The sequence below is a fragment of the Streptomyces sp. RLB3-17 genome (genome assembly GCF_007113425.2).
GTDB lineage: Bacteria > Actinomycetota > Actinomycetes > Streptomycetales > Streptomycetaceae > Streptomyces > Streptomyces mirabilis_D.
The window spans coordinates 8,947,847-8,971,905 of sequence record NZ_CP041610.2; the positions used below are offsets into that span (position 1 = coordinate 8,947,847).

Annotated in this window: 24 protein-coding genes and 1 pseudogene; 21 read left to right on the forward strand and 4 right to left on the reverse strand. The window is 68.7% G+C overall.

Features of this window, described 5'->3' with window-relative positions:
- Window positions 1–58: 58 nt before the first annotated feature.
- The gene (locus tag FNV62_RS40195) at window positions 59–541 is read left to right on the forward strand and encodes an SAM-dependent methyltransferase (RefSeq protein ID WP_144315932.1); all 483 of its coding nucleotides are present in this window, start codon (window positions 59–61) and stop codon (window positions 539–541) included.
- 306 nt (window positions 542–847) lie between these two features.
- Here the strand turns inward: FNV62_RS40195 and FNV62_RS40200 are convergent, their stop codons facing one another.
- Window positions 848–1,189 (reverse strand): ATP-binding protein, encoded by a 342-nt coding sequence (locus tag FNV62_RS40200; RefSeq protein WP_240362990.1) that lies wholly within the window; start codon window positions 1,187–1,189, stop codon window positions 848–850.
- Between the two features lie 278 nt (window positions 1,190–1,467).
- On the opposite strand from FNV62_RS40200, the gene FNV62_RS40205 reads away from it, so the two are divergent.
- The 15 genes from FNV62_RS40205 to FNV62_RS40275 all read left to right on the forward strand — a co-directional run bounded on the left by FNV62_RS40205 (window position 1,468) and on the right by FNV62_RS40275 (window position 14,363).
- A complete protein-coding gene (locus FNV62_RS40205; protein WP_144315933.1) occupies window positions 1,468–2,871 on the forward strand; it encodes a helix-turn-helix domain-containing protein in 1,404 nt (467 codons plus the stop codon).
- Window positions 2,868–3,749 (forward strand): aminoglycoside phosphotransferase family protein, encoded by an 882-nt coding sequence (locus FNV62_RS40210; protein WP_144315934.1) that lies wholly within the window; start codon window positions 2,868–2,870, stop codon window positions 3,747–3,749. The genes FNV62_RS40205 and FNV62_RS40210 overlap by 4 nt, the downstream gene beginning before the upstream one ends.
- A gap of 58 nt (window positions 3,750–3,807) precedes the next feature.
- Window positions 3,808–4,440, forward strand: a complete 633-nt coding sequence (locus FNV62_RS40215; protein ID WP_225900544.1) for an HAD-IA family hydrolase — start codon at window positions 3,808–3,810, stop codon at window positions 4,438–4,440.
- A 41-nt stretch (window positions 4,441–4,481) separates the two neighbouring features.
- Window positions 4,482–4,967, forward strand: coding sequence for a gamma-glutamylcyclotransferase family protein (locus tag FNV62_RS40220; protein ID WP_144315935.1), 486 nt, complete (start codon window positions 4,482–4,484; stop codon window positions 4,965–4,967).
- A 21-nt stretch (window positions 4,968–4,988) separates the two neighbouring features.
- Complete coding sequence (locus FNV62_RS40225; RefSeq protein ID WP_225900545.1) at window positions 4,989–5,246, forward strand: HAD-IA family hydrolase; 258 nt, start codon at window positions 4,989–4,991, stop codon at window positions 5,244–5,246.
- Window positions 5,247–5,973: 727 nt separating this feature from the next.
- Complete coding sequence (locus FNV62_RS40230) at window positions 5,974–7,179, forward strand: tyrosine-type recombinase/integrase (protein WP_225900546.1); 1,206 nt, start codon at window positions 5,974–5,976, stop codon at window positions 7,177–7,179.
- Window positions 7,176–7,484 (forward strand): hypothetical protein, encoded by a 309-nt coding sequence (locus FNV62_RS40235; RefSeq protein WP_143609774.1) that lies wholly within the window; start codon window positions 7,176–7,178, stop codon window positions 7,482–7,484. The genes FNV62_RS40230 and FNV62_RS40235 overlap by 4 nt, the downstream gene beginning before the upstream one ends.
- Window positions 7,485–7,653: 169 nt before the next feature.
- Window positions 7,654–8,949 carry a 4-carboxymuconolactone decarboxylase gene (pcaC, locus tag FNV62_RS40240; protein ID WP_143628780.1) on the forward strand — a complete coding sequence of 432 codons (1,296 nt, stop codon included), beginning with the start codon at window positions 7,654–7,656 and terminating at the stop codon, window positions 8,947–8,949.
- A 70-nt stretch (window positions 8,950–9,019) separates the two neighbouring features.
- Window positions 9,020–9,655, forward strand: a complete 636-nt coding sequence (locus FNV62_RS40245; protein WP_075029634.1) for an MBL fold metallo-hydrolase — start codon at window positions 9,020–9,022, stop codon at window positions 9,653–9,655.
- Window positions 9,656–9,725: 70 nt separating this feature from the next.
- Window positions 9,726–10,505 carry an exodeoxyribonuclease III gene (locus FNV62_RS40250; protein ID WP_143628782.1) on the forward strand — a complete coding sequence of 260 codons (780 nt, stop codon included), beginning with the start codon at window positions 9,726–9,728 and terminating at the stop codon, window positions 10,503–10,505.
- A gap of 56 nt (window positions 10,506–10,561) precedes the next feature.
- Entirely contained in the window at window positions 10,562–11,002 is a 441-nt protein-coding gene (locus FNV62_RS40255; protein ID WP_054230384.1) for a DUF6278 family protein, read from the forward strand.
- Between the two features lie 140 nt (window positions 11,003–11,142).
- Entirely contained in the window at window positions 11,143–11,886 is a 744-nt protein-coding gene (locus FNV62_RS40260) for an amino acid ABC transporter ATP-binding protein (protein WP_054230383.1), read from the forward strand.
- 16 nt (window positions 11,887–11,902) lie between these two features.
- Entirely contained in the window at window positions 11,903–12,820 is a 918-nt protein-coding gene (locus FNV62_RS40265; RefSeq protein WP_143628784.1) for a glutamate ABC transporter substrate-binding protein, read from the forward strand.
- Window positions 12,821–12,831: 11 nt separating this feature from the next.
- Window positions 12,832–13,476: an amino acid ABC transporter permease gene (locus FNV62_RS40270; protein WP_054230381.1), complete on the forward strand. Its 645-nt coding sequence runs from the start codon at window positions 12,832–12,834 to the stop codon at window positions 13,474–13,476.
- A complete protein-coding gene (locus FNV62_RS40275) occupies window positions 13,473–14,363 on the forward strand; it encodes an amino acid ABC transporter permease (RefSeq protein WP_143628785.1) in 891 nt (296 codons plus the stop codon). The genes FNV62_RS40270 and FNV62_RS40275 overlap by 4 nt, the downstream gene beginning before the upstream one ends.
- A gap of 51 nt (window positions 14,364–14,414) precedes the next feature.
- Here the strand turns inward: FNV62_RS40275 and FNV62_RS40280 are convergent, their stop codons facing one another.
- Window positions 14,415–15,983 (reverse strand): alpha/beta fold hydrolase, encoded by a 1,569-nt coding sequence (locus tag FNV62_RS40280; protein WP_054230379.1) that lies wholly within the window; start codon window positions 15,981–15,983, stop codon window positions 14,415–14,417.
- A gap of 135 nt (window positions 15,984–16,118) precedes the next feature.
- On the reverse strand, window positions 16,119–16,877 hold the full coding sequence (locus FNV62_RS40285; protein WP_179858321.1) for a hypothetical protein: 759 nt from the start codon (window positions 16,875–16,877) through the stop codon (window positions 16,119–16,121).
- 104 nt (window positions 16,878–16,981) lie between these two features.
- Here FNV62_RS40285 and ggt point away from each other — a divergent pair, with 104 nt between their 5' ends.
- Window positions 16,982–18,793: a gamma-glutamyltransferase gene (gene ggt, locus FNV62_RS40290; RefSeq protein ID WP_143628787.1), complete on the forward strand. Its 1,812-nt coding sequence runs from the start codon at window positions 16,982–16,984 to the stop codon at window positions 18,791–18,793.
- Between the two features lie 45 nt (window positions 18,794–18,838).
- Here the strand turns inward: ggt and map are convergent, their stop codons facing one another.
- On the reverse strand, window positions 18,839–19,606 hold the full coding sequence (gene map, locus FNV62_RS40295) for a type I methionyl aminopeptidase (protein WP_097286817.1): 768 nt from the start codon (window positions 19,604–19,606) through the stop codon (window positions 18,839–18,841).
- Window positions 19,607–19,638: 32 nt separating this feature from the next.
- Between map and FNV62_RS40300 the strand changes: the two are divergent.
- The 4 genes and pseudogenes from FNV62_RS40300 to FNV62_RS40315 all read left to right on the forward strand — a co-directional run bounded on the left by FNV62_RS40300 (window position 19,639) and on the right by FNV62_RS40315 (window position 24,045).
- A pseudogene (locus FNV62_RS40300) lies at window positions 19,639–19,912 on the forward strand (helix-turn-helix domain-containing protein).
- Between the two features lie 56 nt (window positions 19,913–19,968).
- Window positions 19,969–21,708, forward strand: a complete 1,740-nt coding sequence (locus tag FNV62_RS40305) for a hypothetical protein (RefSeq protein WP_144315936.1) — start codon at window positions 19,969–19,971, stop codon at window positions 21,706–21,708.
- Between the two features lie 214 nt (window positions 21,709–21,922).
- Window positions 21,923–22,765, forward strand: coding sequence for a nitrilase-related carbon-nitrogen hydrolase (locus FNV62_RS40310; RefSeq protein WP_054230374.1), 843 nt, complete (start codon window positions 21,923–21,925; stop codon window positions 22,763–22,765).
- On the forward strand, window positions 22,762–24,045 hold the full coding sequence (locus FNV62_RS40315; protein ID WP_060895148.1) for an aspartate aminotransferase family protein: 1,284 nt from the start codon (window positions 22,762–22,764) through the stop codon (window positions 24,043–24,045). The genes FNV62_RS40310 and FNV62_RS40315 overlap by 4 nt, the downstream gene beginning before the upstream one ends.
- Window positions 24,046–24,059 lie beyond the last annotated feature (14 nt).

A 24,059-nucleotide genomic window follows, 5' to 3' on the forward strand; every position in this document is an offset into this window, starting at 1 on the left:
CGTGGTGCCCCACAGCAGCTCGTGGATCCGCATCTCCAAGGGAGAGGAACCAGTACCGGTGACGACGTACGAGGTCGAATCGATCGCATCGGTCGTCGGCGGCCACACCCGCGTTCAGGACGACTACCAGGGCGGGGTCCAGTCGGTGATCCGACTCAACCAGGGGTACCCCCTCGAGACCCTTCAGGGGATCGAAGAGTTCTCCCACTTGACGGTGACGTGGCGCTTTCACTTGGCGCAGCCCGAGGATGTCCAGCTCCACGCCCGCCGCCCCCGGGGGAACCCGCAGTGGCCAGCGACCGGAACATTCGTCCACCGGAACCACCGGCGCCCCAACCAACTGGCCATCAGCTACCCAAGGCTGCTGGGCGTGGAAGGCCGCGACCTCCTGGTGACGGATCTCGACGCGGTCGACGGGACACCGGTTGTGGACCTGGCCCCCTACTTTCAGGAGATGGGGCCCCGAGGCACCGTCCGTCAGCCGGCCTGGCCGAGCGAGATGCTTGCGACCTACTGGCGTGACGCGTCGGAGCGCTCGTAGACAGGCTTGTCGTAACTCCTCGACGGTGGCGTTCCCGCGGGCATTCATCACGGCCTGCCCGCGGAGATACGGAGGAGGGTAGATCCGGAGTCACGGGCGTCCTCGCTAACGTTCCCCTCCCCGGAGAGGTTCCGCACGGGGGCTGGGCCCCGGACCGAAGCCTCATCCGGGCTCTCCGAACGCATCGTCGCCGTCGATGAAATCCCGTCGGCCTTCGGGTCGGTTGCGTCGGCCCTGGAGAACGGCGGCGAGTGCCGGCACATGGTGGTGGTCCTTTCGCGGCTCGTGTGAGACGGGCAGGTGTGGCTACGCGGAGTGCAGGATCGTGGCCCAAACGTCCTTGCCGTGCGCAGTGGACGAGCAGCCGTATCTGTCGCTGAGCTTTTTGATCAGCACCAGGCCGCGACCGCCTTCGTCGTTGTCGCCAGCCGAGACGGGGGCCGGGAGCCGGGGGTGCGGGTCACTGACGCACAGGAAGACACCGTCAGGGGTTCGGGTGAGAACGACCTTCACTGGAACCGAGGACTCGTGCTCCTTGCGGGCGTGCTGGAAGGCGTTCGTCAGTAGTTCGGACACGGTGAGAGTGACCCGCCAGTCGAGTTCGGTCAGGCCCCACAGACGTAGGCACGCCCTGACGAGGTCACGCACGCCCGAGACGGCTGCGGCTGTCAGAGCGATGTCGATTTCGCATGCGCCGGAGCGCGTCCGGACCGTTGAGCTTGTGCCCTCCGTGATGGGCTGTTGAGCCTCCATCAAGTCTGCCTTCATGGGGAGTCCCTCGTTCGACGAAATCTCTCCAACCGGCGCCGGATGCGGTGTGTACTGGGGTGGCGGCCGTGAGCAACCATTGAGCCAGGCCGATAGGACCGCGTGCAGATCTTGATTCGGAAACCTCGATCTTCCGTTTCGCGAGCGAGGAACAGCCCATGCCAAGACCCGAGAAGCAGTTGACTCCGGATGCGTCTCCGCGCGACTGGTTTGGCTATGAACTGCGGACCTGGCGCAAGAAGCGCGGCCCTCTCACGCATGCCGACTTGGCCGCGAGAGTGCAGGTCAGCGGCTCACTCATTGAGAAGATCGAGAAGGGGACTGCTACCTGCTCGAAGGACTTGGCCGAGCGCCTGGACGAGGTCTTGCAGACCGGCGGCGTCTTCACCAGGGCGTGGGGAATGGTGTTTGGCCAAACGGAAAAACCCCGCCCCGAAACGGAAAGTGCACCCCGCGGTAGGGCGGAGGCGTCGGTTCAGGTCCATGAAGGCCGCATCCTGGGCAGAGGTAGTACAACACCTCCAAGCGGGAGCCCTGCCTCTGTGGACCGTCGCGCCTTCCTCGCCACGAGTGGCCTTGCCGCCATCGCCCCCATAGACCTTGTCCACCTCGTCGCCCCAGCAGCCCCTCGGGAGACCCCGACACAGATCCGCCCGCGCGAGATCGGGCAGCTGAAGTCGCTTGCTGATGTCATCCACCGCCAGGACAACGAGCACGGAGGCGGCGGCGCGGTACGAGAACTCGCCCGCGGCGCCATCATGTGGGGAGCCTCCCTGCTGTCGGTCCATTGCCCCGAGCCGCTCCGGCCTGAACTCCTAGCATCTGTAGCCCGGTTAGGGATCGTTGTCGGCGCCTCTCAGTTCGACGCATACGCCCACGACGACGCCCGGGTCAGCTTTCGGCTAGCCGCCGAGTGCGCGGAAGAAGCCGGGGAGTGGCACCTGCGCGCCAAGACGTACTCGTTCATGGCCCGGCAGGAGATCTGGGTCGGAGACCCGGACACCGGCCTCACCCACGCGGAGAAGGGCCTGGTGCGCTCCGACCGCCTCACTGCGACCGAGCGCGCCATGCTGCACACCGCACGTGCCCGCGCCTTCGCCAAGATGCGCGACGTGGGCAACACTCTGCGCGCGGTCGGAGAAGCCGACGCCGCCTTCGAACAGTCCGACCCGGCACAGGATCCACCGTGGATGGCGTACTACGACTATGCCCAGCACCACGGCGACACCGCACACGCGCTGTTCGATCTCGCGGTCCACGCGGACGAGGACCCGGGGCAAGCGGGCCGCCGCTTCGAGATCGCAGTGAAAGGCCACGGCAGCGCCTTCGCCCGCTCACGTGCCATCTCTGAGACGAAGCTCGCTTCCCTGGTCATGGCCAAGGGCGACGATCCGCGGCACGCGGTCGTGCTGGGCCATCGAGCGCTGGACGACGCCGGCAAGCTGACCTCGTGCCGGGCCGCCGACGACCTGCGGGAACTCGCCCGGTTCGCTGGCCGGTACCGGAAGCTCTCCGAGGCCAGTGACCTGCGTGAGCGCATCGCGGCTACGGTGCGAGCGTGACCACTTCACCAACGCCCACCCCAGCAGTACTACAGGCGGCGTGCCTCGCCGCCGGCCTCGACGCGACGGACGCCGAACCGATACGGCTTGCCGAGAACGCCATATGGCGTCTGCCTGGGGGGATTGTGGTGCGCATCACTCAGCCCGGCCAATCTGCCGCTGCAACGCGTGAGGTTCAGGTCGCCCGCTGGCTGGCGACCCAGGGCGTGCCCGCCGTCCGCGCCCTTGACCTGCGGCAGCCGGTAACTGTCAACGGACACCCGGTGACATTCTGGCAAGAACTGCCACCTCACGAAATCGGGACCGTCGCCGACGTCGTCACGCTCCTCAAGCAACTGCACGCCCTGCCGAAGCCGGACCTGCCGCTCGGCGAGCTGGACCCCTTCGTCCGGGTGGTCGAGCGCATCGAAGCAGCAAGCACAATCTCCGACGATGACCGGCAGTGGCTGCACGGCCGGCTCAAAGACCTCAAGAACCAGTGGGCTACGAGACCGAAGGGCCTGCCGGAGTGCGTAGTCCACGGGGATGCGTGGGTCGGCAATGTGGCGCGCACGGCGGCTGGCCCGTTGTTGATGGACTTCGAGCGCGCTTCGTTCGGCCCGCCGGAGTGGGATCTCGTGTCGACCGCGGTGAAGCTCACCACGACCGGCGCGGTGTCTGCCCAGGAGTACGCCGAGTTCTGCGAGACCTACGGCACTGACGTCACCGAGTGGGAAGGGTATGGACTCCTATCTGGAGCACGTGAGTTGCGGATGGCGACCTACGCCGCGCAGCACGCTGCCTCCAGTCCGGAGTGGCGGCGTGAGGCGCAGTATCGCATTGACTGCTTGCGCGACCGGTCCGGGGCGCCACCGTGGCGCTGGAAGGGGATCATGTAGCCCACGGACCAGGCCAACTACCAGATGCTCACGCTTGTACGTATACGGGGAGGCTGTCTTGCCAACCAGACGCCGTGGCCTGATTCTCGACTTCGGCGGCGTACTCACCACCCGCATGAGGCTGAATGGGCAGGCGTTCGAGAGGTCAGAGGGCCTGAAGCCCGGAGAATACTTCGCTGCCCTCAACGAGAACCCCGAAGGCGTCGCGATCTACGCAGCGCTGGAGGTGGGGAAGGCGACGCAGGAGGACTGGAACCGTGTCATCGGCGGCATCCTCGGCATCGACCCCACCAACTTGATGCAGCGCGCGCTCGCCAACCTTCACCCCGAGCCGCAGATCGTCGCCGTGGCGAAGCGCGCCCGGGCAGCGGGAATCAAGGTCGCCATGCTCAGCAACAGCTTCGGGATCGAGCCCTACAACCCGTACGCCGACAAGGGCATGTGGACCGACTTCTTCGTCGCGGTGATCCTCTCGGAGCTGGAGGGCGTGCGGAAGCCGTCCCCAGCCATCTACGAGCGAGCTCTCGATGCCTTGGGGCTGATCGGCCCGGGATGCGCATTCGTGGACGACCATGCAGAGAACCTGCCGCCGGCCGAAACTTTGGGCATCCGAACGGTTCACCACACCACGGACCCCGTCGCTACTGCCGCCATCCTGGAGTCTCTGCTGCTCGACCCAACCCCGGCCTGAGCTGCTCGACCCAACCCCGGCCTGAATCAACGGAGGCGCACATGCGGGACCCGAACCCGGCGGACCGCTCGACGGGCTTACAAGCTCCTCTGCCGAACCGACTTGCTGACCGGCCGACGGCACCGTTCGTATACGGAACTCTCCAGTTCGAGGCGGTGCTAGGTGGCCTCATCGGACGCGTCCCCGAGCGCCAGCCCACCACTACGCTGGGTTGGCGCGCAGCGGCTCTCGAAGGCCGCGTATATCCCGGTCTCGTCTCCGCTCCCGGCTCCGAAGCGCGCGGCCTGTTGTTGACGGGGATGAACGAACGGGAGTGGCGAGTCCTCGATGCCTTCGAAGATGATCGGTACGACCTGCAGCGCATCGATTTGACTTGCAGATCTGCCGCTTGGGCCTACGTCTGGCCGGGCGGAGAAGTGCAGGTGGAGGACTGGGACGCGGCCGGGTTCCAGGAGCGCCACCTTCAGGCGTACGCCGGGCGTTGTGCTCGGATCGCTTCGGACCTGGCGGCCAGAGCTGGCTACTGAAGCCCAGAACGACCCAAGGGCATGTGGACCGACTTCTTCGACGCGGTGATCCTCTCCGAGCTGGAAGGCGTTCGGAAGCCCTCACCGCTCATCTACCAGCGAGCCCTCGATGCCTTGGGGCTGACGGGCCCGGAGTGCGTGTTCGTGGACGACCACGCGGAGAACCTGCCTCCCGCTGAGGCCCGAACGATCGAGGCCAGCCGATCCGCCCCAAGGAGTCCCACCTGCCGAATGCCGCTCTCCGATCCGCTGTCTTCTCCTTGGCGCTTGGCGGCCTGAACGCGTGGACCGCATAGGAGCATGACCTCACCGGGGTGTTGTGCGGTCCATTGGGCTTCGTGCTGACCGCCAGGCAGGCCGGCGAGCCCCTGACTTCCGGGGGCGACGGCGCGTCGGCGGGTGCCTAGCGGAGAGCGAGCGGCGGCCCGGACGATGTTGGCCGATAGGGCGAATTCTTTCGGTGTCGTCAGGCCGACTCGGCATTTCGCCCATGGCAGACGAGAAAGGCCCTCGAAAGACTGGAACCCTCTCCGGGCGTATGTCAACGTACAACACCCCGGAAGTGCGAGGTCGGTAAGCGACCCGCCGGGTGATCCGATGAGGAGTCTTTCCGCCGATGCGCGCCCTCCGACCAGTCCGGCCGACCGTCCCTGTCCGCTTACTCTTCGTGCGATATACCGGTGGACCGCTCATACCGAATCCACATACGGGGGCGGATCGATCGGCGTCGAGGCTGGCAGTCGGGGAGAGCCTCTTTTCGGAGCGCACGCAACATAGACCAAGATTGCCGGTTGGCCAAACCGGCGATCGTCGCGACCATTGAGCAGGTCCGCATTTGGCTGTACTTGGCGGTGGAGCCGTAGCGGACACAGAGGGCAGCGCTCCCCAAACCCACCGGGGAGGAAGAGAAGGGGCACCACCTGCTGCAGCCCTGATGCCCACGACGCCCTTCGCTGAAGCGCAGCGGCTCCTCTGCTCCTGTGCAGTTTCCACACCCTCAAGGAGAGTGAGTTTCCTGTCCGAACCAATAAAAAAGCTTCCGCCGAACTCGAAAGGGAAGGTTCGATACCGGTTTGTTGTCGACGCAGGAATCGACCCCGAAACTGGGAAGTGTAAGCAGTTGAGGCGCACCTTCGACTCGTTGAAGGAAGCTAGGGCTGAGTACGCGAACATAACTAATCGGCGGCATGATGGGTCGCTTGTTCCGCCCAGCAAGATCACCGTGAATGAGTGGCTTGACCGATGGATGGCCATGAAAGCGGAGGACCTCGAAGAAACCACCATCTACAACTACGGGATTACCCTGGACCAAGTTCGGGGGAGGCTCGGTAGTATCCGTCTCCAGGACCTTACTGAAGAGCACGTGGAAGAGTGGAGGGACTGGGCGCTGGCGCATGGCCGCGTGCGTGGTAAAAGGGCCGGGACGCCACTCAGCGTCACGAGTGTGGATATGAGCCTCGCTCGGCTGAAGGAGGCGCTAGGGAGAGCCGTTACCCGGCGATTGGTGTACGTCAACGTCGCTGCGTACGTGACCATTCCCCGGAGAGCGCGAAAGGAAGAGCGGAAGACTAAAGAGGAGGTGCCGCCCTGGAACGTCCAGGAGGTTCAGAAATTCATAAATGGAATTAGGGGTGACCGTCTCTATGGTGCGCTTCTTCTTTCGCTGATGGGGCTTCGTCCAGCTGAAGTCTGCGGCCTCCGGTGGGAAGACGTTGACTTGGAGAAGGCCACGATCGTCATTGCCAACACGCGCACAATGATGGGCAACCGGTACGTGGTGGAGAAGGACACCAAGTCTCTTGCGGGTGAGCGGGATCTGCCGCTGCCGGCGCTGGTGCTGGGAGCCCTCAAGGCATTCCGGGCTCTCCAAGCCGAGGAGAGGCTCGCTCTGGGGGAGGCGTACACGGTGTCGGGCTACGTGCTGGCGCACGAGGCGGGCGACGCCTTCACGATCAAGCAACTTCGACGACGCGCGTACCGGCTTATGGAGCTTCTCGGGCTCCGTCGCGTCAGGCTCTACGACGCACGCTCGTCGTGCTTCACCTTCCTGGCCAACAACGGTGTCCCGGACCACATCCTCGCGCGATGGGCCGGACATACGAATGTGAAGACCACCAAGAAGTGGTACGTGAAGCCGGACGTGGAGGATCTTCGCGGAGCCGCCACCACTTGGGATGGCCTGCACGGGGGTGCGGCGGAGGGGCAAGAGTGAGCCATGCGGTCTACCGGCCGAGCGACTTGCCGAGCCGTATGGCCAGGAAGATTGAGGTGGATGCGGAGTCCGGCTGCTGGTTGTGGACCGGCAGCTGTAACCGGGCGTCCGGCTACGGCCAAGTCTCCTACCAGGGGAAGACAGATCTTGTTCACCGTGTGGCGTTCAAGCTGCTGGTGGGCGAGATTCGGGAAGGTTTCCAGGTGCGTCATACCGATCCTCGTCGGTGCCGCCACACTCGATGCTGCAACCCGAACCGCTTGGAGGCCGTGATCAAAGAGGAAAGCGTTGTTCGTAGCGATTGAAGGGGGGGCACGCGCCCGGAGGGCCCACTGTCGACACGGCCACGAGTACATGCCGGAGAACGTATACCTGGGCTCTCGTCGGCAGGTCCGGCACTGCCGGGGCGGGGCAAGGCCCGCTAGGTCCACCCCGGCGATGTGACATCTCGTGACAGATGAAAGGGTCAGGCGGGTGAGTGAGACACCGATGAACACCCTGCAATACCGCTTTGACGGGCCAGAAGACGCCCCTGTCCTGATCCTCGGTCCCTCACTGGGTACCACATGGCACATGTGGGACCGGCAGATACCGGAGCTGTCCAAGAACTGGCGGATCTTCCGGTTCGACCTGCCGGGCCACGGCGGCGCCCCCGCCTACCCGGCGGGTTCCGTCACCGAACTCGCGGGGCGGCTGCTCGCCACCCTCGACGGGCTCGGCGTGCAGCGCTTCGGTTACGCGGGCTGCGCGTTCGGCGGGGCCATCGGCATCGAGCTGGCCCTGCGTCACCCGGAGCGGATCGCCTCGCTCGCCGTGATCGCCGCCTCGCCCCGCTTCGGTTCGGCCGACGAGTTCCGGCAGCGCGGGGTGATCGTGCGCAGCAACGGGCTCGACCCGATCGCGCGATCCTCGCCCGAGCGCTGGTTCACGACCGGCTTCGCCGCCGCGCAGCCCGCGATCACCGAGTGGGCCGTGCAGATGGTGCGCACCACCGACCCCGGCTGCTACATCGCCGCCTGCGAGGCGCTCGCCGCGTTCGACGTACGCGCCGAACTGGGCCGCATCGGCGTCCCCACCCTCGTCCTCGTCGGCTCCGACGACCAGGTCACCGGACCCGCCGAGGCCCGCACGCTGGTCGCCGGGATACCGGACGCCCGCCTCGCCGTCGTACCCGGTGCCTCGCACCTGGTCCCCGTGGAGCAGCCGGCAGCGGTCACCGACCTGTTGGTACGGCACTTCTCCACCGCCTGGCAGCCCGCCTACGACTCGGCCACGGGCCAGATGGCCATCCCGGCGGCCCCGGTCAAGCCGGTGCTCGCGGCACCCCCGCCGGTCGGCCCCGTCGCCGAGATCGCCCCGGCCGTCGTCCAGCCCGCGGTCCTGGGCAGGCCTGACCCTTACGACGCCGGGATCAAGGTGCGCCGCGAGGTGCTGGGCGACGCGCATGTGGACCGGGCGCTGGCCTCGGCGGACGAGTTCTCCGGGGACTTCCAGGAGTTCATCACGCGCTACGCGTGGGGCGAGATCTGGGACCGGCCGGGCCTCGACCGGCGTTCGCGCAGCTGTGTCACGCTCACCGCGCTGGTGGCGGGCGGTCACCTCGACGAGCTGGCCTTCCACACCCGCGCCGCCCTCCGTAACGGCCTCACCCCGGACGAGATCAAGGAGGTGCTCCTCCAGGCGGCCGTCTACTGCGGTGTCCCGGCCGCCAACAGCGCCTTCAAGGTGGCGCAGCAGGTCATCCGGGAGGAGACCACCCCCCAGGAGTGATCTTGAGCCTGGTAGTGGGAGCACCTGTCTCGGCAGCCCTCCCTGGCACCGGGAGGGGGAGGATGGATCCATGAAGCTCACGAAGAAGTCGCATGCCTGCATCCGTCTCGAGAAGGACGGGCGTGTGCTCGTCATCGACCCGGGGACCTTCACCGAGGAGGACGCGGCCGTCGGCGCGGAAGCGATCCTGGTCACGCACGAGCACCTCGACCACTTCAACGAGGACCGGCTGCGGGCCGGCCTGGAGTCCAACCCGGCGGCCGAGATCTGGACCCTGAAGTCGGTCGCGGAGAAGATCTCCGCGGCCTTCCCGGGCCGTGTGCACACCGTCGGTCACGGCGACACGTTCACCGCCGCGGGCTTCGACGTCCAGGTGCACGGTGAACTGCACGCCGTGATCCACCCGGACATCCCGCGCATCACGAACGTCGGCTATCTCATCGACGGTGGTCGCGTCTTCCACCCGGGCGACGCCCTCACCGTGCCCGAGCAGCCGGTCGAGACGCTGATGCTCCCGGTCATGGCCCCGTGGAACAAGATCGCCGAGGTCATCGACTACGTCCGCGAGGTGAAGCCGCAGCGCGCGTACGACATCCATGACGCGCTCCTGACGGACCTCGCGCGCCCGATCTACGACCACCAGATCGGCTCCTTGGGCGGCTCCGAGCACCTGCGGCTCGCGCCGGGGGCGTCGGCGGAGGTCTGAGCCCCCGAGGGCGGGGGCGTCGGGCGGGCACGGCGACCCGTTGTCGTACCCGCCCGGTAGGTTGTGAGGCATGCGCATCGCGACCTGGAACGTGAACTCGATCACCGCTCGCCTCCCGAGGCTGCTGGCCTGGCTGGAGAGCAGCGGCACGGACGTGCTGTGCCTCCAGGAGGCCAAGGTTGCCGCCGAGCAGTTCCCCGTTGACGAGCTGCGCGAGCTGGGATACGAGGCGGCGGTCCACGCGACCGGGCGGTGGAACGGCGTGGCGGTGCTCTCCCGCGTCGGCCTGGAGGACGTGGTCAAGGGGCTGCCCGGCGACCCCGGTTACGAGGGCGTGGAGGAGCCCCGGGCCGTCTCCGCGACCTGCGGCCCGCTCCGCGTCTGGTCGGTGTATGTGCCGAACGGACGCGAGGTGGACCACCCCCACTACGCCTACAAGATCCAGTGGTTCGAGGCCCTCAAGGCCGCGGTCGCGGGCGACGCGGCGGGCAGCCGCCCCTTCGCCGTGCTGGGTGACTACAACGTGGCGCCGACGGACGACGACGTCTGGGACATCTCCCTCTTCGAGGGGGCCACCCACGTCACCCCGGCCGAGCGGGCCGCCCTCGCCGCGCTGCGCGAGTCGGGCCTGTCGGACGTGGTCCCGCGGCCCCTGAAGTACGACCACCCGTTCACGTACTGGGACTACCGCCAGCTCGGCTTCCCCAAGAACCGCGGCATGCGCATCGACCTGGTCTACGGCAACGAGCCGTTCGCCAAGGCGGTCACCGACTCCTATGTGGACCGCGAGGAGCGCAAGGGCAAGGGCGCGTCGGACCACGCGCCCGTGGTGGTGGACCTCGACGTGTGAGTGCCCCCGGGGCGCGCCTGTGGTGCGACCCGGAGTGCGAATGTCACGCTGGGCGTATGAACATCCCTTTCCTGGGCACCTGGCGCAAGAAGCACGGTCCCGCCTTCGGCGTCGCGGTGTTCTCCGACGGTGATCACGACTCCGAGGGCGTCGCCGAACTCCTCTCCGAGTGCGAGCTGCTGCGTTCGCAGGCCCATCAGGCGGGCGTCGAACTCGACGACTCCGTCGCCTCGTTGGAAGCGCTGGACCAGCTGCTGCCGCGCTGGCGCGACGACGAGGAGAGCCTGCCATGGCTCGGCAACGACGCGGGGCTCTATCTCGGCTCGGTCATCGTGCGCACGGTGCCCGGCGCCCGCTGGGAGGTCTGGCCCAACGGCCACCCGGCGGTGCGGCTGGCCTCCGGCCGGGAGATCGATGTCGTCGCCTCCGGCCACACCTGGGCGTCCAGCGGCGCCCCCGAACTCTCCCAGCTGTACGCCGAGGTGGCGGAGGGGTAGCCCGTCCCGCCGTGACGGCGTAAACCAGAAATTTCATAAATACGGCTAATGCCCGAAAAGTGCGTGTCGCGTATGGGGGGTCACCCTGCCCGGATAGTTTGCGGCTTCTGCGACACAGCTGAGAGTGGGTAGGGCCGGGCATGGCTGTCGATCCTCTGATCGAACTGCAGGGCGTGAACAAACACTTCGGCGAGTTGCATGTCCTCCAGGACATCAACCTCACCGTCGGCAAGGGGGAGGTGGTCGTGGTCATCGGCCCCTCGGGGTCGGGCAAGTCAACCCTGTGCAGGGCGATCAACCGGCTGGAGACCATCGAGTCCGGCGCCATCAGGCTCGAAGGCCGGCCGCTGCCGGACGAGGGCAAGGCGCTCGCCAGGCTCCGCGCCGAGGTCGGGATGGTCTTCCAGTCCTTCAACCTCTTCGCCCACAAGACGATCCTGCAGAACGTCTCCCTGGCCCAGATCAAGGTCCGTGGCCGCAAGAAGGAGGAGGCCGACCGGCGCTCCCTCGAGCTCCTGGACCGCGTGGGCCTCGCCTCCCAGGCCCCGAAGTACCCGGCGCAGCTCTCCGGCGGCCAGCAGCAGCGCGTGGCCATCGCCCGCGCCCTCGCCATGGACCCCAAGGCCCTGCTGTTCGACGAGCCGACCTCGGCACTCGACCCCGAGATGATCAACGAGGTCCTCGAAGTCATGCGGCAGCTCGCGCGCGACGGCATGACCATGGTCGTCGTCACCCACGAGATGGGCTTCGCGCGCTCCGCCGCCAACCGCGTCGTGTTCATGGCCGACGGCCGCGTCGTCGAGGACCGCACCCCCGAGGAGTTCTTCACCAACCCGCGCAGCGACCGCGCCAAGGACTTCCTCTCCAAGATCCTCAAGCACTAGGCGGGGGAGTACGACCATGATCCGTACGACACGTACGCGCCTCGCCGTGGCCGCCCTCGTGTGCATCGCGCTGCTGACCGCCGCCTGCGGCAAGGAGGGCAGTCCGCCCACCAAGGGACCGGCCGCCGGCAAACTGCCCCACTACCAGGTGGCGGAGGGATTCGAGCTCCCTTCCTCGCCCACCTGGGAGAGGGCCAGAAAGCGCGGGTACCTCAACATCGGCGTCAAGGAGGACCAGCCGTACCTGGGCGAGAAGGACCCGGCGAGCGGCACCTACTCCGGCTTCGACATCGAGATCGCCAGGATGATGTCGGCCTCGCTCGGCTTCGACCCGAGCACCGTCCGCTTCAAGACGATCGCCTCGGCCAACCGCGAAACCGCCCTGCAGAACGGGCAGATCGACTTCTACGTCGGCACCTACACCATCAACGACAAACGCAAGAAACTCGTCGGCTTCGCGGGCCCCTACTACATGGCCGGTCAGTCGCTGCTCGTACGCAAGAACGAGAACGACATCCACGGCCCCCAGGACCTCGCCGGCAAACGCGTCTGCTCGGCGGCCGGCTCGACGCCGTACCAGCGCATCCAGACCGACTACCCGAGGGCGACGCTCGTCGCCTACGACACCTACTCGGTCTGCGTCGACAACCTGCTCACCTACCAGGTCGACGCCGTCACCACCGACGACGCGATCCTGATCGGCTACGCGGCGAAAGTGCCCGACGAACTCAAGGTCGTCGGCAAGCCGTTCTCGAAGGAGCCGTACGGCATCGGCGTGCCGCGCGACGACAACGCGCTGCGGTTCGCGCTCGACGACGCTCTGGAGGCCCGTGAGAAGAACGGCGACTGGAAGAGGGCGTACGAGGCGACGCTCGGGCTCTCCGGAGTGCCGGCACCCACCCCGCCCGCCATCGACCGCTACCCGGCGAGCTGAGCGAGGCCGATGTGAACGTACTGATCGACAACTTCCACACCTTCGCCCAGGGATTCCTCGGCACGGTCGAACTCACCGTCTACGCGAGCGTGCTGGCCCTCGTGCTCGGCTTCCTGATGGCGTCGTTCCGGGTCGCGCCGGTCGGCTCCCTGCGGGCCTTCGGCACGGTGTGGGTGACCGTACTGCGCAACACCCCGCTCACCCTGCTGTTCTTCGCCGTGCTGCTCGGGCTGCCCCGGTTCGGACTCGTGCTGCCCTTCAAGGTGTTCGCGGTCCTGGCGCTCGGCTGCTACACCTCCGCGTTCATCTGCGAGGCGCTGCGCTCGGGCATCAACACCGTGCCCAAGGGACAGGGAGAGGCGGCCCGCAGCCTCGGCATGACCTTCAGCCAGACGCTGTCCGTGGTCGTCCTGCCACAGGCGTTCCGGTCCGTGATCCCGCCCATCGGCTCCACACTCATCGCCCTCGCCAAGAACTCGGCGATCGCCGGGGCGTTCAGCGTCAACGAACTGCTCGGGACCTACAAGACACTGAGCGAGCTCGGCTACAACATCGTCTGGACCTTCGTCTGGATCGCCGTCGGCTATCTGATCATCACCCTCACCATCAGCGCGATCTTCAACTACCTCGAACAGCGCTGGGGAGTCGCCCGATGACCACCACCGCCCCCGAATCCACCGCCCTGTACGACGTTCCCGGACCCAGGACCCGCCAACGACACCGGCTCTACGCGGCCGTGTCCACCGCCCTGATCCTCGCCCTGGTCGGCTGGATCCTCTATCTCCTCTTCGACACCGACCAGTTCACCTACACGAAGTGGATGCCGTTCGAGTACAAGGGCATCCAGGAACTGCTGCTGCGGGGACTGGGCAACACGCTGAAGGCCTTCGCGATGGCCGCGGTGCTCTCGCTGGCGCTGGGCACCGTGCTCGCGACGGGGCGCCTGTCCGACCACCGTCCGGTGCGCTGGGTCTCCACGCTGGTCGTCGAGTTCTTCCGCGCCATGCCCGTACTGGTGATGATCTTCTTCATCTTCGTGGCACTGAAGGTGCAGCCGCTGCCCGCGCTGGTCGCGGGGCTGACCCTCTACAACGGCTCGGTGCTCGCCGAGGTCTTCCGCTCCGGCGTCAACTCCGTCGAACGCGGCCAGCGGGAGGCCGCGTTCGCGCTCGGCATGCGCAAGACCCAGGTCATGACGTACGTCCTCGTCCCGCAGGCCGTGCGGGCCATGCTGCCCGCCATCATCAGCCAACTCGTGGTGGCCCTGAAGGACACCTCGCTCGGCTATCTCATCACCTACGAGGAGTTTCTGCACGCCGGGAAACTGATCGCCTCGAACCTCGACTACGATTTGCCGTTCATCCCCGTGGTGATGGTGATCTCGCCGATCTACATCGGGATGTGCATGCTGCTCTCCTGGTTCGCCCAGTGGGTGTCCCGGCGGGAGCAGCGCAGTCCCAAGACCGAGGCCGTGCACGTGGCACCGGCCGAACCAGGGACGCTGCTGCCGGGTGGGGGTCCCCCCACAGCCCCGCGACTGTAGGGGGAGCAGCAGCTGACAGGGCCAGACCCGGCCGGCGCCAGCAGCCGGAGATCACTGCTCGCGCAGGGGAACGGACACGTAGGACGGGTCGTTCGCCGGTGAGGAGAAGGTCAGCTGCGCGCCGGACGGGTTGTGCTCGATGTAGAGCGGGTCGACCGTGTCGACGACCAGGGCGAGCCGATGCCCTGCCGGGACGTCGTAGGCCGTGGAGTACAGCTCCAGGTCGACGCCGAACGGCTTTCCGGGCGTCTGCCCGTGGAAGGTGTACGGCGCGTTGCTGACCAGCTTGCCGAGGCCGAGCGGGCCCACGTCGTAGAGGTAGGCGACGAGGGTGCCGCTCTCGTCGGTCGGAGTGAGCGTGGTGTGCAGCGTGGTGGTCCCGCGCACGCGCTGGACGCTCGCGTACCTCTCCGACTGCCAGACGGCCGCCCAGCGGCGCGGCAGCAGCGGGATCGACGCCATAGGGGGCACCTGGGCGATCTGGTCGAGGATGCTGGAGAGGAAGATGATCCCGCCGTCCGCGCCCGAGTCGACGTTGGTGTGGATCGTGGTGGTGCCCGCGAGGGCGATCTTCTCGCTGGTCGCGCCGACCGACTTCCAGTCCGGGTAGCCCTCGTAGGCGCCGGTGGTGCGGGGCTTGAGCTGGACGGGCTGCTCACGGTCGATGCCGTTGTCGACGCCCCTGAGGTAGTGGTCGAACCAGCGGCCGGTGTCCGTCCACACGTCGTTGGGGAGCCCGAACAGACCGGTCACCTCGGCGGTGGCGTGGTCGCCGGGGCGGAACTCCAGGCGCTTGGGGCCGGTCAACTCCTCGTAGAACCTGGCGTACTGGTTGGGCGGGAAGATCGTGTCGCCCCAGCCGTTGGCCATGAAGACGGCCGCGCCGTTCTTGTTGAGCTGGTCGACATAGGTCTCGGGGGAACGTTTCTTCCCCCAGGCGATCATCTCCTGCTCCTTCGACAGGTTCGAGGCGAAGAAGTCCTTGAGCGTCTGCTGGAGTTCGGCGCTCGGGCGCCCGGTGATGGTCCCCGCGACGCCGAGCAGGGCGGTGGCCTGCGAGTGCTGGGTGCGGCCCGAGTAGATCGAGTCGATGAGGTCGGCCCAGCCGCTCATGGCGGAGACCGCCTTGATCCTCTTGTCGTGCGCGGCGGCGAGCAGGCTGATCCCGGCGCCGTAGGAGACGCCCGCCATGCCGACCTTCTGGGCGTCGGCCGGGGTGTTCGCCAGCGCCCAGTCGATCACCTTGGAGGCGTCGGCCACGTCGGGCGGTCCCGCCACTTCTATCTCGCCGCCGGACTGCCAGAAGCCGCGCACGTTGTACGTGAGCACCACGTAGCCGGAGTCGGCGAGCTTCTGGGCCTGTGCGAGGTACTCGACCTGGGGCAGGCCCCAGCTCGTCGGCATGACGAGGAGCGGGTACCTGCGGCTGCCGTCGGCGCCCGCGGGGGTGACGACGTTGGCCTTGAGGACCGTGCCGCCGTCTCCGGCGATGTCGACGAAGCGGACGGCGGCTGAGGCCGCCTGGGCGGTGGGGGCGAGCCCGAGGGCGGTACCGGCGATCAGGGCTGCGGATACGGCACCGACGGCGGACGTGCGCAGGGCATGACAATGGTGTCCCACGGGCCACTCCTCACTCGTGTCAGTAGAATGTGACCCGACGGTAACCTCGCTGCCTTACCGGAAGTAACCCGTCGGTAAGTTACGCACGGGTAAAGATTGTTCGAGGGCCGTGAAATCTATGAGGCGAGGTGAAATCTACGAGGCGCGGTGGGAGTTGCGAGCCGGCGCAGGTGTGGGCAGCGGGGTCTGGGCGGCCCGGGTCACATCCGCGACGAGCTCGACGACATCGGGCCCGTACGCGTGCGAGTTCACCACCTTCAGCAGCAGGACGAAGGAGTTGCCGCCGTGTTTGCGTGCCAGCCGTTCGTGGTTGCGGGCGAGATAGCGCGTCGCCGCCTGGTTGGTGATCGCGCGCTGCCCGCAGAAGAGGAAGACGGGCCGCGTCCCGCGCTCCTGTCCGGCGATCAGCCGGGCGAGGATCACGTACTCGCCCTTCCCCGACTCCAGGCGGTAGCGCTCGCTGCCGATCTGGAAGGCGCCGCGGTCCGGGCCCGGTTCGGCGTCGGTGTTCACCTCGATGCCCGGCAGCAGGGAGTGCAGGTGCGCGGCCATCCGCCGGTTGGACGACGGCCCGCCCACGCAGAACTCGGTCCGCTCACCGAACCCCTGCTGCGCGGCGTCGTGCGCGACGACCTGGGCGTGCGCGCCGCAGTCCTTGATCAGCGCGGCGAGTTCGAGCAGCGCGAACACGTCGAAGCGCATCACGGTGAGCTCCGGGCCGCCCGCCTCGCGGTTCACCACCAGGAGCGACTCGGAGTTGTCGGGCAGCCCGAAGAACGCCTGCTTGCGCCGGAGTCTGCGCTTCCAGAGGTAGGTGCGGGCGAGCCAGCCGAGCGCGGCGCTGATGGCGGCGGCGACCACGCCGAGAACGATGTTGCGCACGTCGTCATTCATGGGCGCGCATGGTATCGGCAGTGCGGACCGGTGTTCGAGGGGGTCCTGACGGGAGGGGTGCGCTGAAGTTACGCTGCGCGGACGGCTGTTGACTGGAGGTACGGATGCGTCGCCCTGTTGCGCGGAATCTGGCGGTCTTGGCGGTTTCGGCCGCGGTGGTGTCGGTCGGCGCGGCGGCGCCACCCAGCGCCGGGACGGCTTCCTCCCGTGCCACCCCGGCGAAGGTGCCGGTCGCCGTCGGCTACGGCGGTGCCGTGGCCAGCGTCGATGCCGACGCCTCCGCCGCCGGCATCGAGGTCCTGAAGAAGGGCGGCAACGCGGTGGACGCGGCGGTCGCCACCGCGGCGGCCCTGGGCGTCACCGAGCCGTACTCCTCCGGCGTCGGCGGGGGCGGCTACTTCGTCTACTACGACGCCAAGTCCCGTACGGTGCATACGATCGACGGCCGTGAGACCGCGCCGCTGACCGCCGACTCGGGGCTCTTCCTGGAGAACGGCCGGCCGCTCGCCTTCGCGGACGCCGTCACCAGCGGGCTGAGCGTGGGCACGCCGGGCACGCCGGCGACCTGGCAGACGGCATTGGACAGCTGGGGCAGCAAGCGGCTCGGGAGCGTGCTGAAGCCCGCGGAGCGGATCGCACGCGACGGGTTCACGGTCGACGCGACCTTCCGCTCGCAGACCGAGTCCAACCAGGCGCGCTTCAAGAACTTCCCCGACACCGCGAAGCTGTTCCTGCCCGGCGGCTCGCTCCCCGTGGTCGGATCGATCTTCACCAACCCCGATCTCGCCAAGACCTATGAGGAGTTGGGCAAGAAGGGCGTCGGCGCGATCTACCACGGCGACCTCGGCGAGGACATCGTCGCCACCGTGAACAAGCCCCCGGTGGACCCGGCTTCGGGCTACGACGCCCGCCCGGGCAAGCTGTCGTCGAAGGACCTGGCGGCCTACCGGGCGAAGCGGCAGGCGCCGACGGAGACGTCGTACCGCGGCCGGAAGGTCTACTCGATCGCCCCGTCCTCCTCCGGCGGCACCACGGTCGGCGAGGCCCTCAACATCCTTGAGAAGACGGACCTTTCGAAGGCGAGCGACGTCCAGTACCTGCACCACTACATCGAGGCCAGCCGGATCGCGTTCGCGGACCGGGGGCGCTGGGTGGGCGACCCCGCCTTCGAGGACGTCCCCACGAAGGAACTCCTCTCGCAGAAGTACGCCGACTCGCGCGCCTGCCTGATCAAGGACGACGCGGTCCTGACGAGCCCGCTCGCACCGGGCGACCCGCGCCGTCCGGCGGCCTGCTCCACCGGCGGCACGGCCGCCCCGACGACGTATGAGGGCGAGAACACCACCCACCTCACGGTGGCCGACAAGTGGGGCAACGTCGTCTCCTACACCCTCACCATCGAGCAGACCGGCGGCAGCGGGATCACGGTCCCGGGGCGCGGATTCCTCCTCAACAACGAGCTGACGGACTTCTCCTTCACCCCGGCCAACCCGGCCGTCCACGACCCGAACCTGCCCGGCCCCGGCAAGCGCCCGCGCTCGTCGATCTCCCCGACGATCGTCCTGGACCGGCACAACCAGCCCGTGGTGGCGCTCGGTTCGCCCGGCGGCGCGACCATCATCACCACCGTCCTGCAGACCCTGACGGAGTTCCTGGACCGGGGGCTGCCGCTGGTGGACGCCATCGCCGCCCCGCGCGCCAGTCAGCGCAACGCGGCCCAGACCGAACTCGAACCCGGCCTGTACGACAGTGACCTGCGGACCCGGCTCGAAGCCCTCGGCCACTCCTTCAAGCTCAACCCCGAGATCGGCGCCGCGACGGGCGTCCAACGCCTCCCCGACGGCCGGTGGCTGGCGGCCGCCGAGAAGGTACGGCGCGGTGGCGGCTCGGCGATGGTGGTGCGACCGGCGTCGTAGCGAGCGGCGGCCTCGCGCTCGTCGACGTCGGTGCGCCTGTGGCGATCAGCGTGCAGTGAGGATGCGTGGGCCCGTCCGGGTGATGGCCACCGTGTGTTCCGTGTGGGCCGCGCGGGAGCCGTCGTCGGTGCGCAGCGTCCAGCCGTCGGGGGCCGCGTGGAAGCCGTCGGTGCCGCCGCCGATGAGCATGGGCTCGATCGCGAGCACCATGCCGTGGCGGAGGGGGAGGCCGCGGCCGGGGCGGCCCTCGTTCGGGACGGACGGGTCCTCGTGCATGCGGCGGCCGACGCCGTGACCTCCGAAGCCGTCCGGGATGCCGTACCCCGCCGCGCGGCACACCGTGCCCACGGCGTGCGCGATGTCCCCGATCCGATTGCCGACGACCGCCGCCTCGATGCCCGCCGCGAGGGCCCGCTCGGCGGTCTCCACGAGCCGCACGTCGGCCACGCGCGGCTCGCCCACGATGAAGCTGATCGCCGAGTCGCCGACCCAGCCGCCCAGTTCGGCCCCGAAGTCGATGGAGACCAGATCGCCGTCCCGCAACCGGTAACCGGTCGGGATGCCGTGCACGATCGCGTCGTTCACCGAGGCGCAGATGACCGCGGGGAAGGGGGTGGGCGCGAACGAGGGCCGGTAGCCGAGGAAGGGGGAGCCGGCTCCCGCGTCGCGCAGCACCTGGTGGGCGACCTCGTCCAGCTCCAGCAACGAGACGCCCACGTCCGCCACCTTGCGCACCGCCGTGAGCGCCCGGCCCACGACCTGCCCCGCTTCGTACATCTCGTCGATCGACGTGTCCGTCTTGAGTTCCACCATGCCAATTACTATACCGGTATTAGAATGGGGTCATGGTGCGTACCCCCCCTGACCCCCGAAGAGCGCGAACGCGGTGAGCGTCTCGGGCAGTTGCTGCGCGAGGCCCGCGGTGGTCGCAGCATGGTGGAGGTCGCCGCGACCGCCGGGATCTCGGCCGAGACCCTGCGCAAGATCGAGACGGGACGGGCCCCCACCCCCGCCTTCTTCACCGTGGCGGCGCTGGCGCGGGTGCTCGGACTGTCCATGGACGACATTGATCACAGGACTCTGCGTCCAGTCCGAAAACTCCCTGTAGCCGTTCCGTAACACGAAGGGTGTTTTCTACCGGACCGGAGTACTCCAGTCGGGCGGGGAGTTGTGTGATGGCTGTGGAACAACTCCCGGGGCAAGTACGGGAGTTCGCGAGTTACCTGAGCGGGCTGATGAAACGGCTCGATCAGGACGGCGGCTGGTGCGCAGTGTTCTGGCAGCGCGACCCCGACGGCATGCGGGCCTGCCTGGACGGCTGGGAAGTGCCTCCGTGGGACGTCGTGGAGGCGCTCCTCCAGGACCTCGCCGCGGAGCAGGGCCCCCAGATCGCGGCCCAGGAGGCCCAGCGCGCCCGTGCCCTGCACAGCGCCTCGCTCACCGCCTACGACGGCCGGCCCGGCGGCCGGGACGCCCTCGGCGACCGTCTCGACGTCATGCTCCGCGAACAGCGCTACGCCGCGGAGCGCCAGACCGAACTGAACCGGCAGCTGCACGCGGCCACCACCCGGGAGGAGGTCGACACCGTCCGGCTCGACCTCGCCTGGGCCCACGACGACCACGAACGGGCCACCGCCCGATGTGTCGAACTCCGCCACCGGATGGAGAACCTGGACCGCCGCGCCCTGCGTACCCACGTATCGGGCGCGTTCGACTTTTCGGGGGACGCGGGCGGGGGCGTCGTCCGGGTCGCCGAGCCGGACGACCGGCGCGCGCTCGAGACCCGGCCCACCGCGCCGGGGACGGCGGCCCCGCACCGCTTCGACATCCCGGAGCGGTCCGGCCCGCGCCCGCGCTTCGCGGACCCGGAGGCGACCGACCACTCCGGGCCCGGCCCCCTCCCCGCCCCCGGTCCCATGGCGTCGAGCGACCCGGCGGCCCCCGGTTCCGGGCCGTACGACCCGGCGGCCGCCCGTTCCGCCCGAAGCGACTCGGCGGCCGCCCGTATCGGCCCGTACGACCAGGTCGGTAGGAGCACCGGTACCGGTATTACTCCCAGTGCCAGTGCCAGTGCCAGTGCCAGTGCCAGTGCCGGCATCACCCCCAGCCCGGGTCCCGCCCCCAGCCCGGGTCCCGCCCCCAGCCCGGGTCCCGCCCCCACTCCGAGCGCCGCCCCCGTCCCCAAGCAGCGCTCCAAGCGGCGCCCCCGCGGCAGCGCCCGCTTCGCCGGGATGATGGAGGCCGAGGCGGCCCCTGTGGCCGTCCCGGAGACGGCGGCGCCGCCCGGGTCCGCCCCGGCCGCGCCGAGTGGCCGTAGCCCCCGTGGAGCCCGTTTCGCGGGTGCCGCCGAGGCGCCCGCGCAGCCGCGCACCGAGGCGTTGGACGAGGACGCGCGGCGCGCCACCGCCGAGACCGTCCAGACCCTGACGCGGCTGCGCCGCGAGGGCCGCAGCGGCGAGGCACACGCCGTGCTCGTGGAGGCCGCCTACTGGCCCGCCGCCCGCTTCCCGCTGCTCGCCGCCGAACTGCACCGGGCGGGCCTCGACGCGGACTGGGCCACCCTGCTGTGGGAGGCCGCCTCGCTTCCCGCGGACCGGCTGGTCGGTGCCGCGGACGCGCTCGTCGCGGCGGGCCGCAGCGCCGACGGCCGGCAGATGCTCCGCCAGGGCGTCGCCCGCCCCGCTCCCGAGATCGGGACCGCCGTGCTGAGCCTGGCCGACGAGGGGCGCCAGCGCGAGATCCGGGCGCTGCTCGACGCGTACGTCCGCGTCCGCACCCCGGAGGAGGCGGCCCGCAGCGCGGAGGCGGACCCGGGACGCCTCGTGCCGCTGCTGCTGGCGGCCGCCAAGGGTGTCTCGGAGGAGCGCCACTGGGACCTGGTGCACGCGCTGCGGGTGGCCGGTTTCACCGCCTGAGCCATCAGGGAAGGCATTCCTGAGCCCGTCGAGGGTCCGTCGGGCCGTCGCCCACCGGATCGACCGCTCACCCACAGGGGTGCGAAACGTGATCGACTCAGCGGGTTAACGGCGATGGTCTTGGCAAGGCTGTCCGCTGGGCTTACTTTCGAGCCTCCACCGCCTTTGTCTACGGGCGTAGAGGCTCTCTGACGTCTCGTCGAAGGAGCAGCTCATGGCCAACGTCGTACGCGCCGCTCTGGTCCAGGCCACCTGGACCGGCGACACCGCATCCATGGTCGCCAAGCACGAGGAGCACGCCCGCGAGGCGGCCCGGCAGGGCGCGAAGGTGATCGGGTTCCAGGAAGTCTTCAACGCCCCCTACTTCTGCCAGGTCCAGGAGCCCGAGCACTACCGCTGGGCGGAGCCGGTGCCCGACGGGCCCACCGTCACTCGTATGCGGGAGCTCGCACGCGAGACCGGCATGGTCATCGTCGTGCCCGTGTTCGAGGTCGAGCAGTCGGGCTTCTACTTCAACACCGCGGCCGTGATCGACGCCGACGGCACCTACCTCGGCAAGTACCGCAAGCACCACATCCCGCAGGTGAAGGGCTTCTGGGAGAAGTACTACTTCAAACCGGGCAACCTGGGCTGGCCGGTCTTCGACACCGCGGTGGGCAGGATCGGCGTCTACATCTGCTACGACCGGCACTTCCCCGAGGGCTGGCGGCAGCTCGGCCTGAACGGCGCCCAGCTCGTCTACAACCCCTCCGCCACCTCCCGCGGCCTCTCCGCCTACCTCTGGCAGCTGGAGCAGCCCGCCGCGGCCGTCGCCAACGAGTACTTCATCGCCGCGATCAACCGGGTCGGGCAGGAGGAGTACGGCGACAACGACTTCTACGGGACCTCGTACTTCGTCGACCCGCGTGGACAGTTCGTGGGGGAGACGGCCAGCGACAAGACCGAGGAGCTGATCGTCCGCGACCTCGACTTCGACCTGATCGAGGAGGTCCGGCAGCAGTGGGCGTTCTACCGCGACCGGCGGCCCGACGCCTACGAGGGGCTGGTGCAGCCGTGAGCGACCTGTACGCGCGCCACAAGGCCGTCCTGCCCGACTGGCTGGCCCTCTACTACGAGGACCCGATCGAGATCACCCACGGCGAGGGCCGCCACGTCTGGGACGCCCAGGGCAACAAGTACCTCGACTTCTTCGGCGGCATCCTGACGACGATGACCGCGCACGCCCTGCCCGAGGTGACGAAGGCCGTCAGCGAGCAGGCCGGACGGATCATCCACACCTCCACGCTCTACCTCAACCGGCCGATGGTCGACCTCGCCGAGCGGATCGCCCAGCTGTCCGGCATCCCCGACGCCCGCGTCTTCTTCACCACCTCCGGCACCGAGGCCAACGACACGGCCCTGCTGCTCGCCACCGCCCACCGGCAGAGCAACCAGATCCTGGCGATGCGCAACAGCTACCACGGCCGCTCCTTCAGCGCGGTCGGCATCACCGGCAACAAGGGCTGGTCACCGACCTCCCTCTCGCCCCTCCAGACGCTGTACGTCCACGGCGGCGTCCGCACCCGCGGCCCGTACGCCGATCTCGGCGACGCGGAGTTCATCGCGGCCTGCGTCGACGACCTGAAGGACCTGCTCGGTCACGTCCGCCCGCCCGCCGCCCTCATCGCCGAACCCATCCAGGGCGTCGGCGGCTTCACCGCGCCGCCCGACGGCCTGTACGCGGCCTTCCGCGAGGTCCTGGACCAGCACGGCATCCTCTGGATCGCCGACGAGGTGCAGACCGGCTGGGGCCGCACCGGCGAGCACTTCTGGGGCTGGCAGGCGCACGCCGCCGCAGGCCCGCCGGACATGCTCACCTTCGCCAAGGGCATCGGCAACGGCATGTCCATCGGCGGCGTCGTCGCGCGCGCCGAGATCATGAACTGCCTCGACTCCAACTCCATCTCGACCTTCGGCGGCTCGCCGATCACGATGGCGGCGGGCCTGGCGAACCTCACGTACCTCCTCGAACACGACCTCCAGGGCAACGCCCGGCGCGTCGGCGGTCTCCTCGGCGAGCGGCTGCGGGCGATCTCCGTGCCGCTCGACTACGTACGGGAGGTGCGCGGGCGCGGGTTGATGATCGGCGTCGAGCTGGTCAAGCCCGGCACCGACGAGGCGTACCCCGAAGGTGCCGCGGCCGTGCTCGAAGCGGCCCGCCAGGACGGCCTGTTGATCGGCAAGGGCGGCGGTCACAACACCAGCGTGCTGCGCATCGCACCGCCGCTCTCCCTCACCGTCGCTGAGGCGGAGGAGGGCGCGGCGATTCTCGAGCACGCGCTGAGGTGTATCCAGTAAGAAGTTCTGAGCAA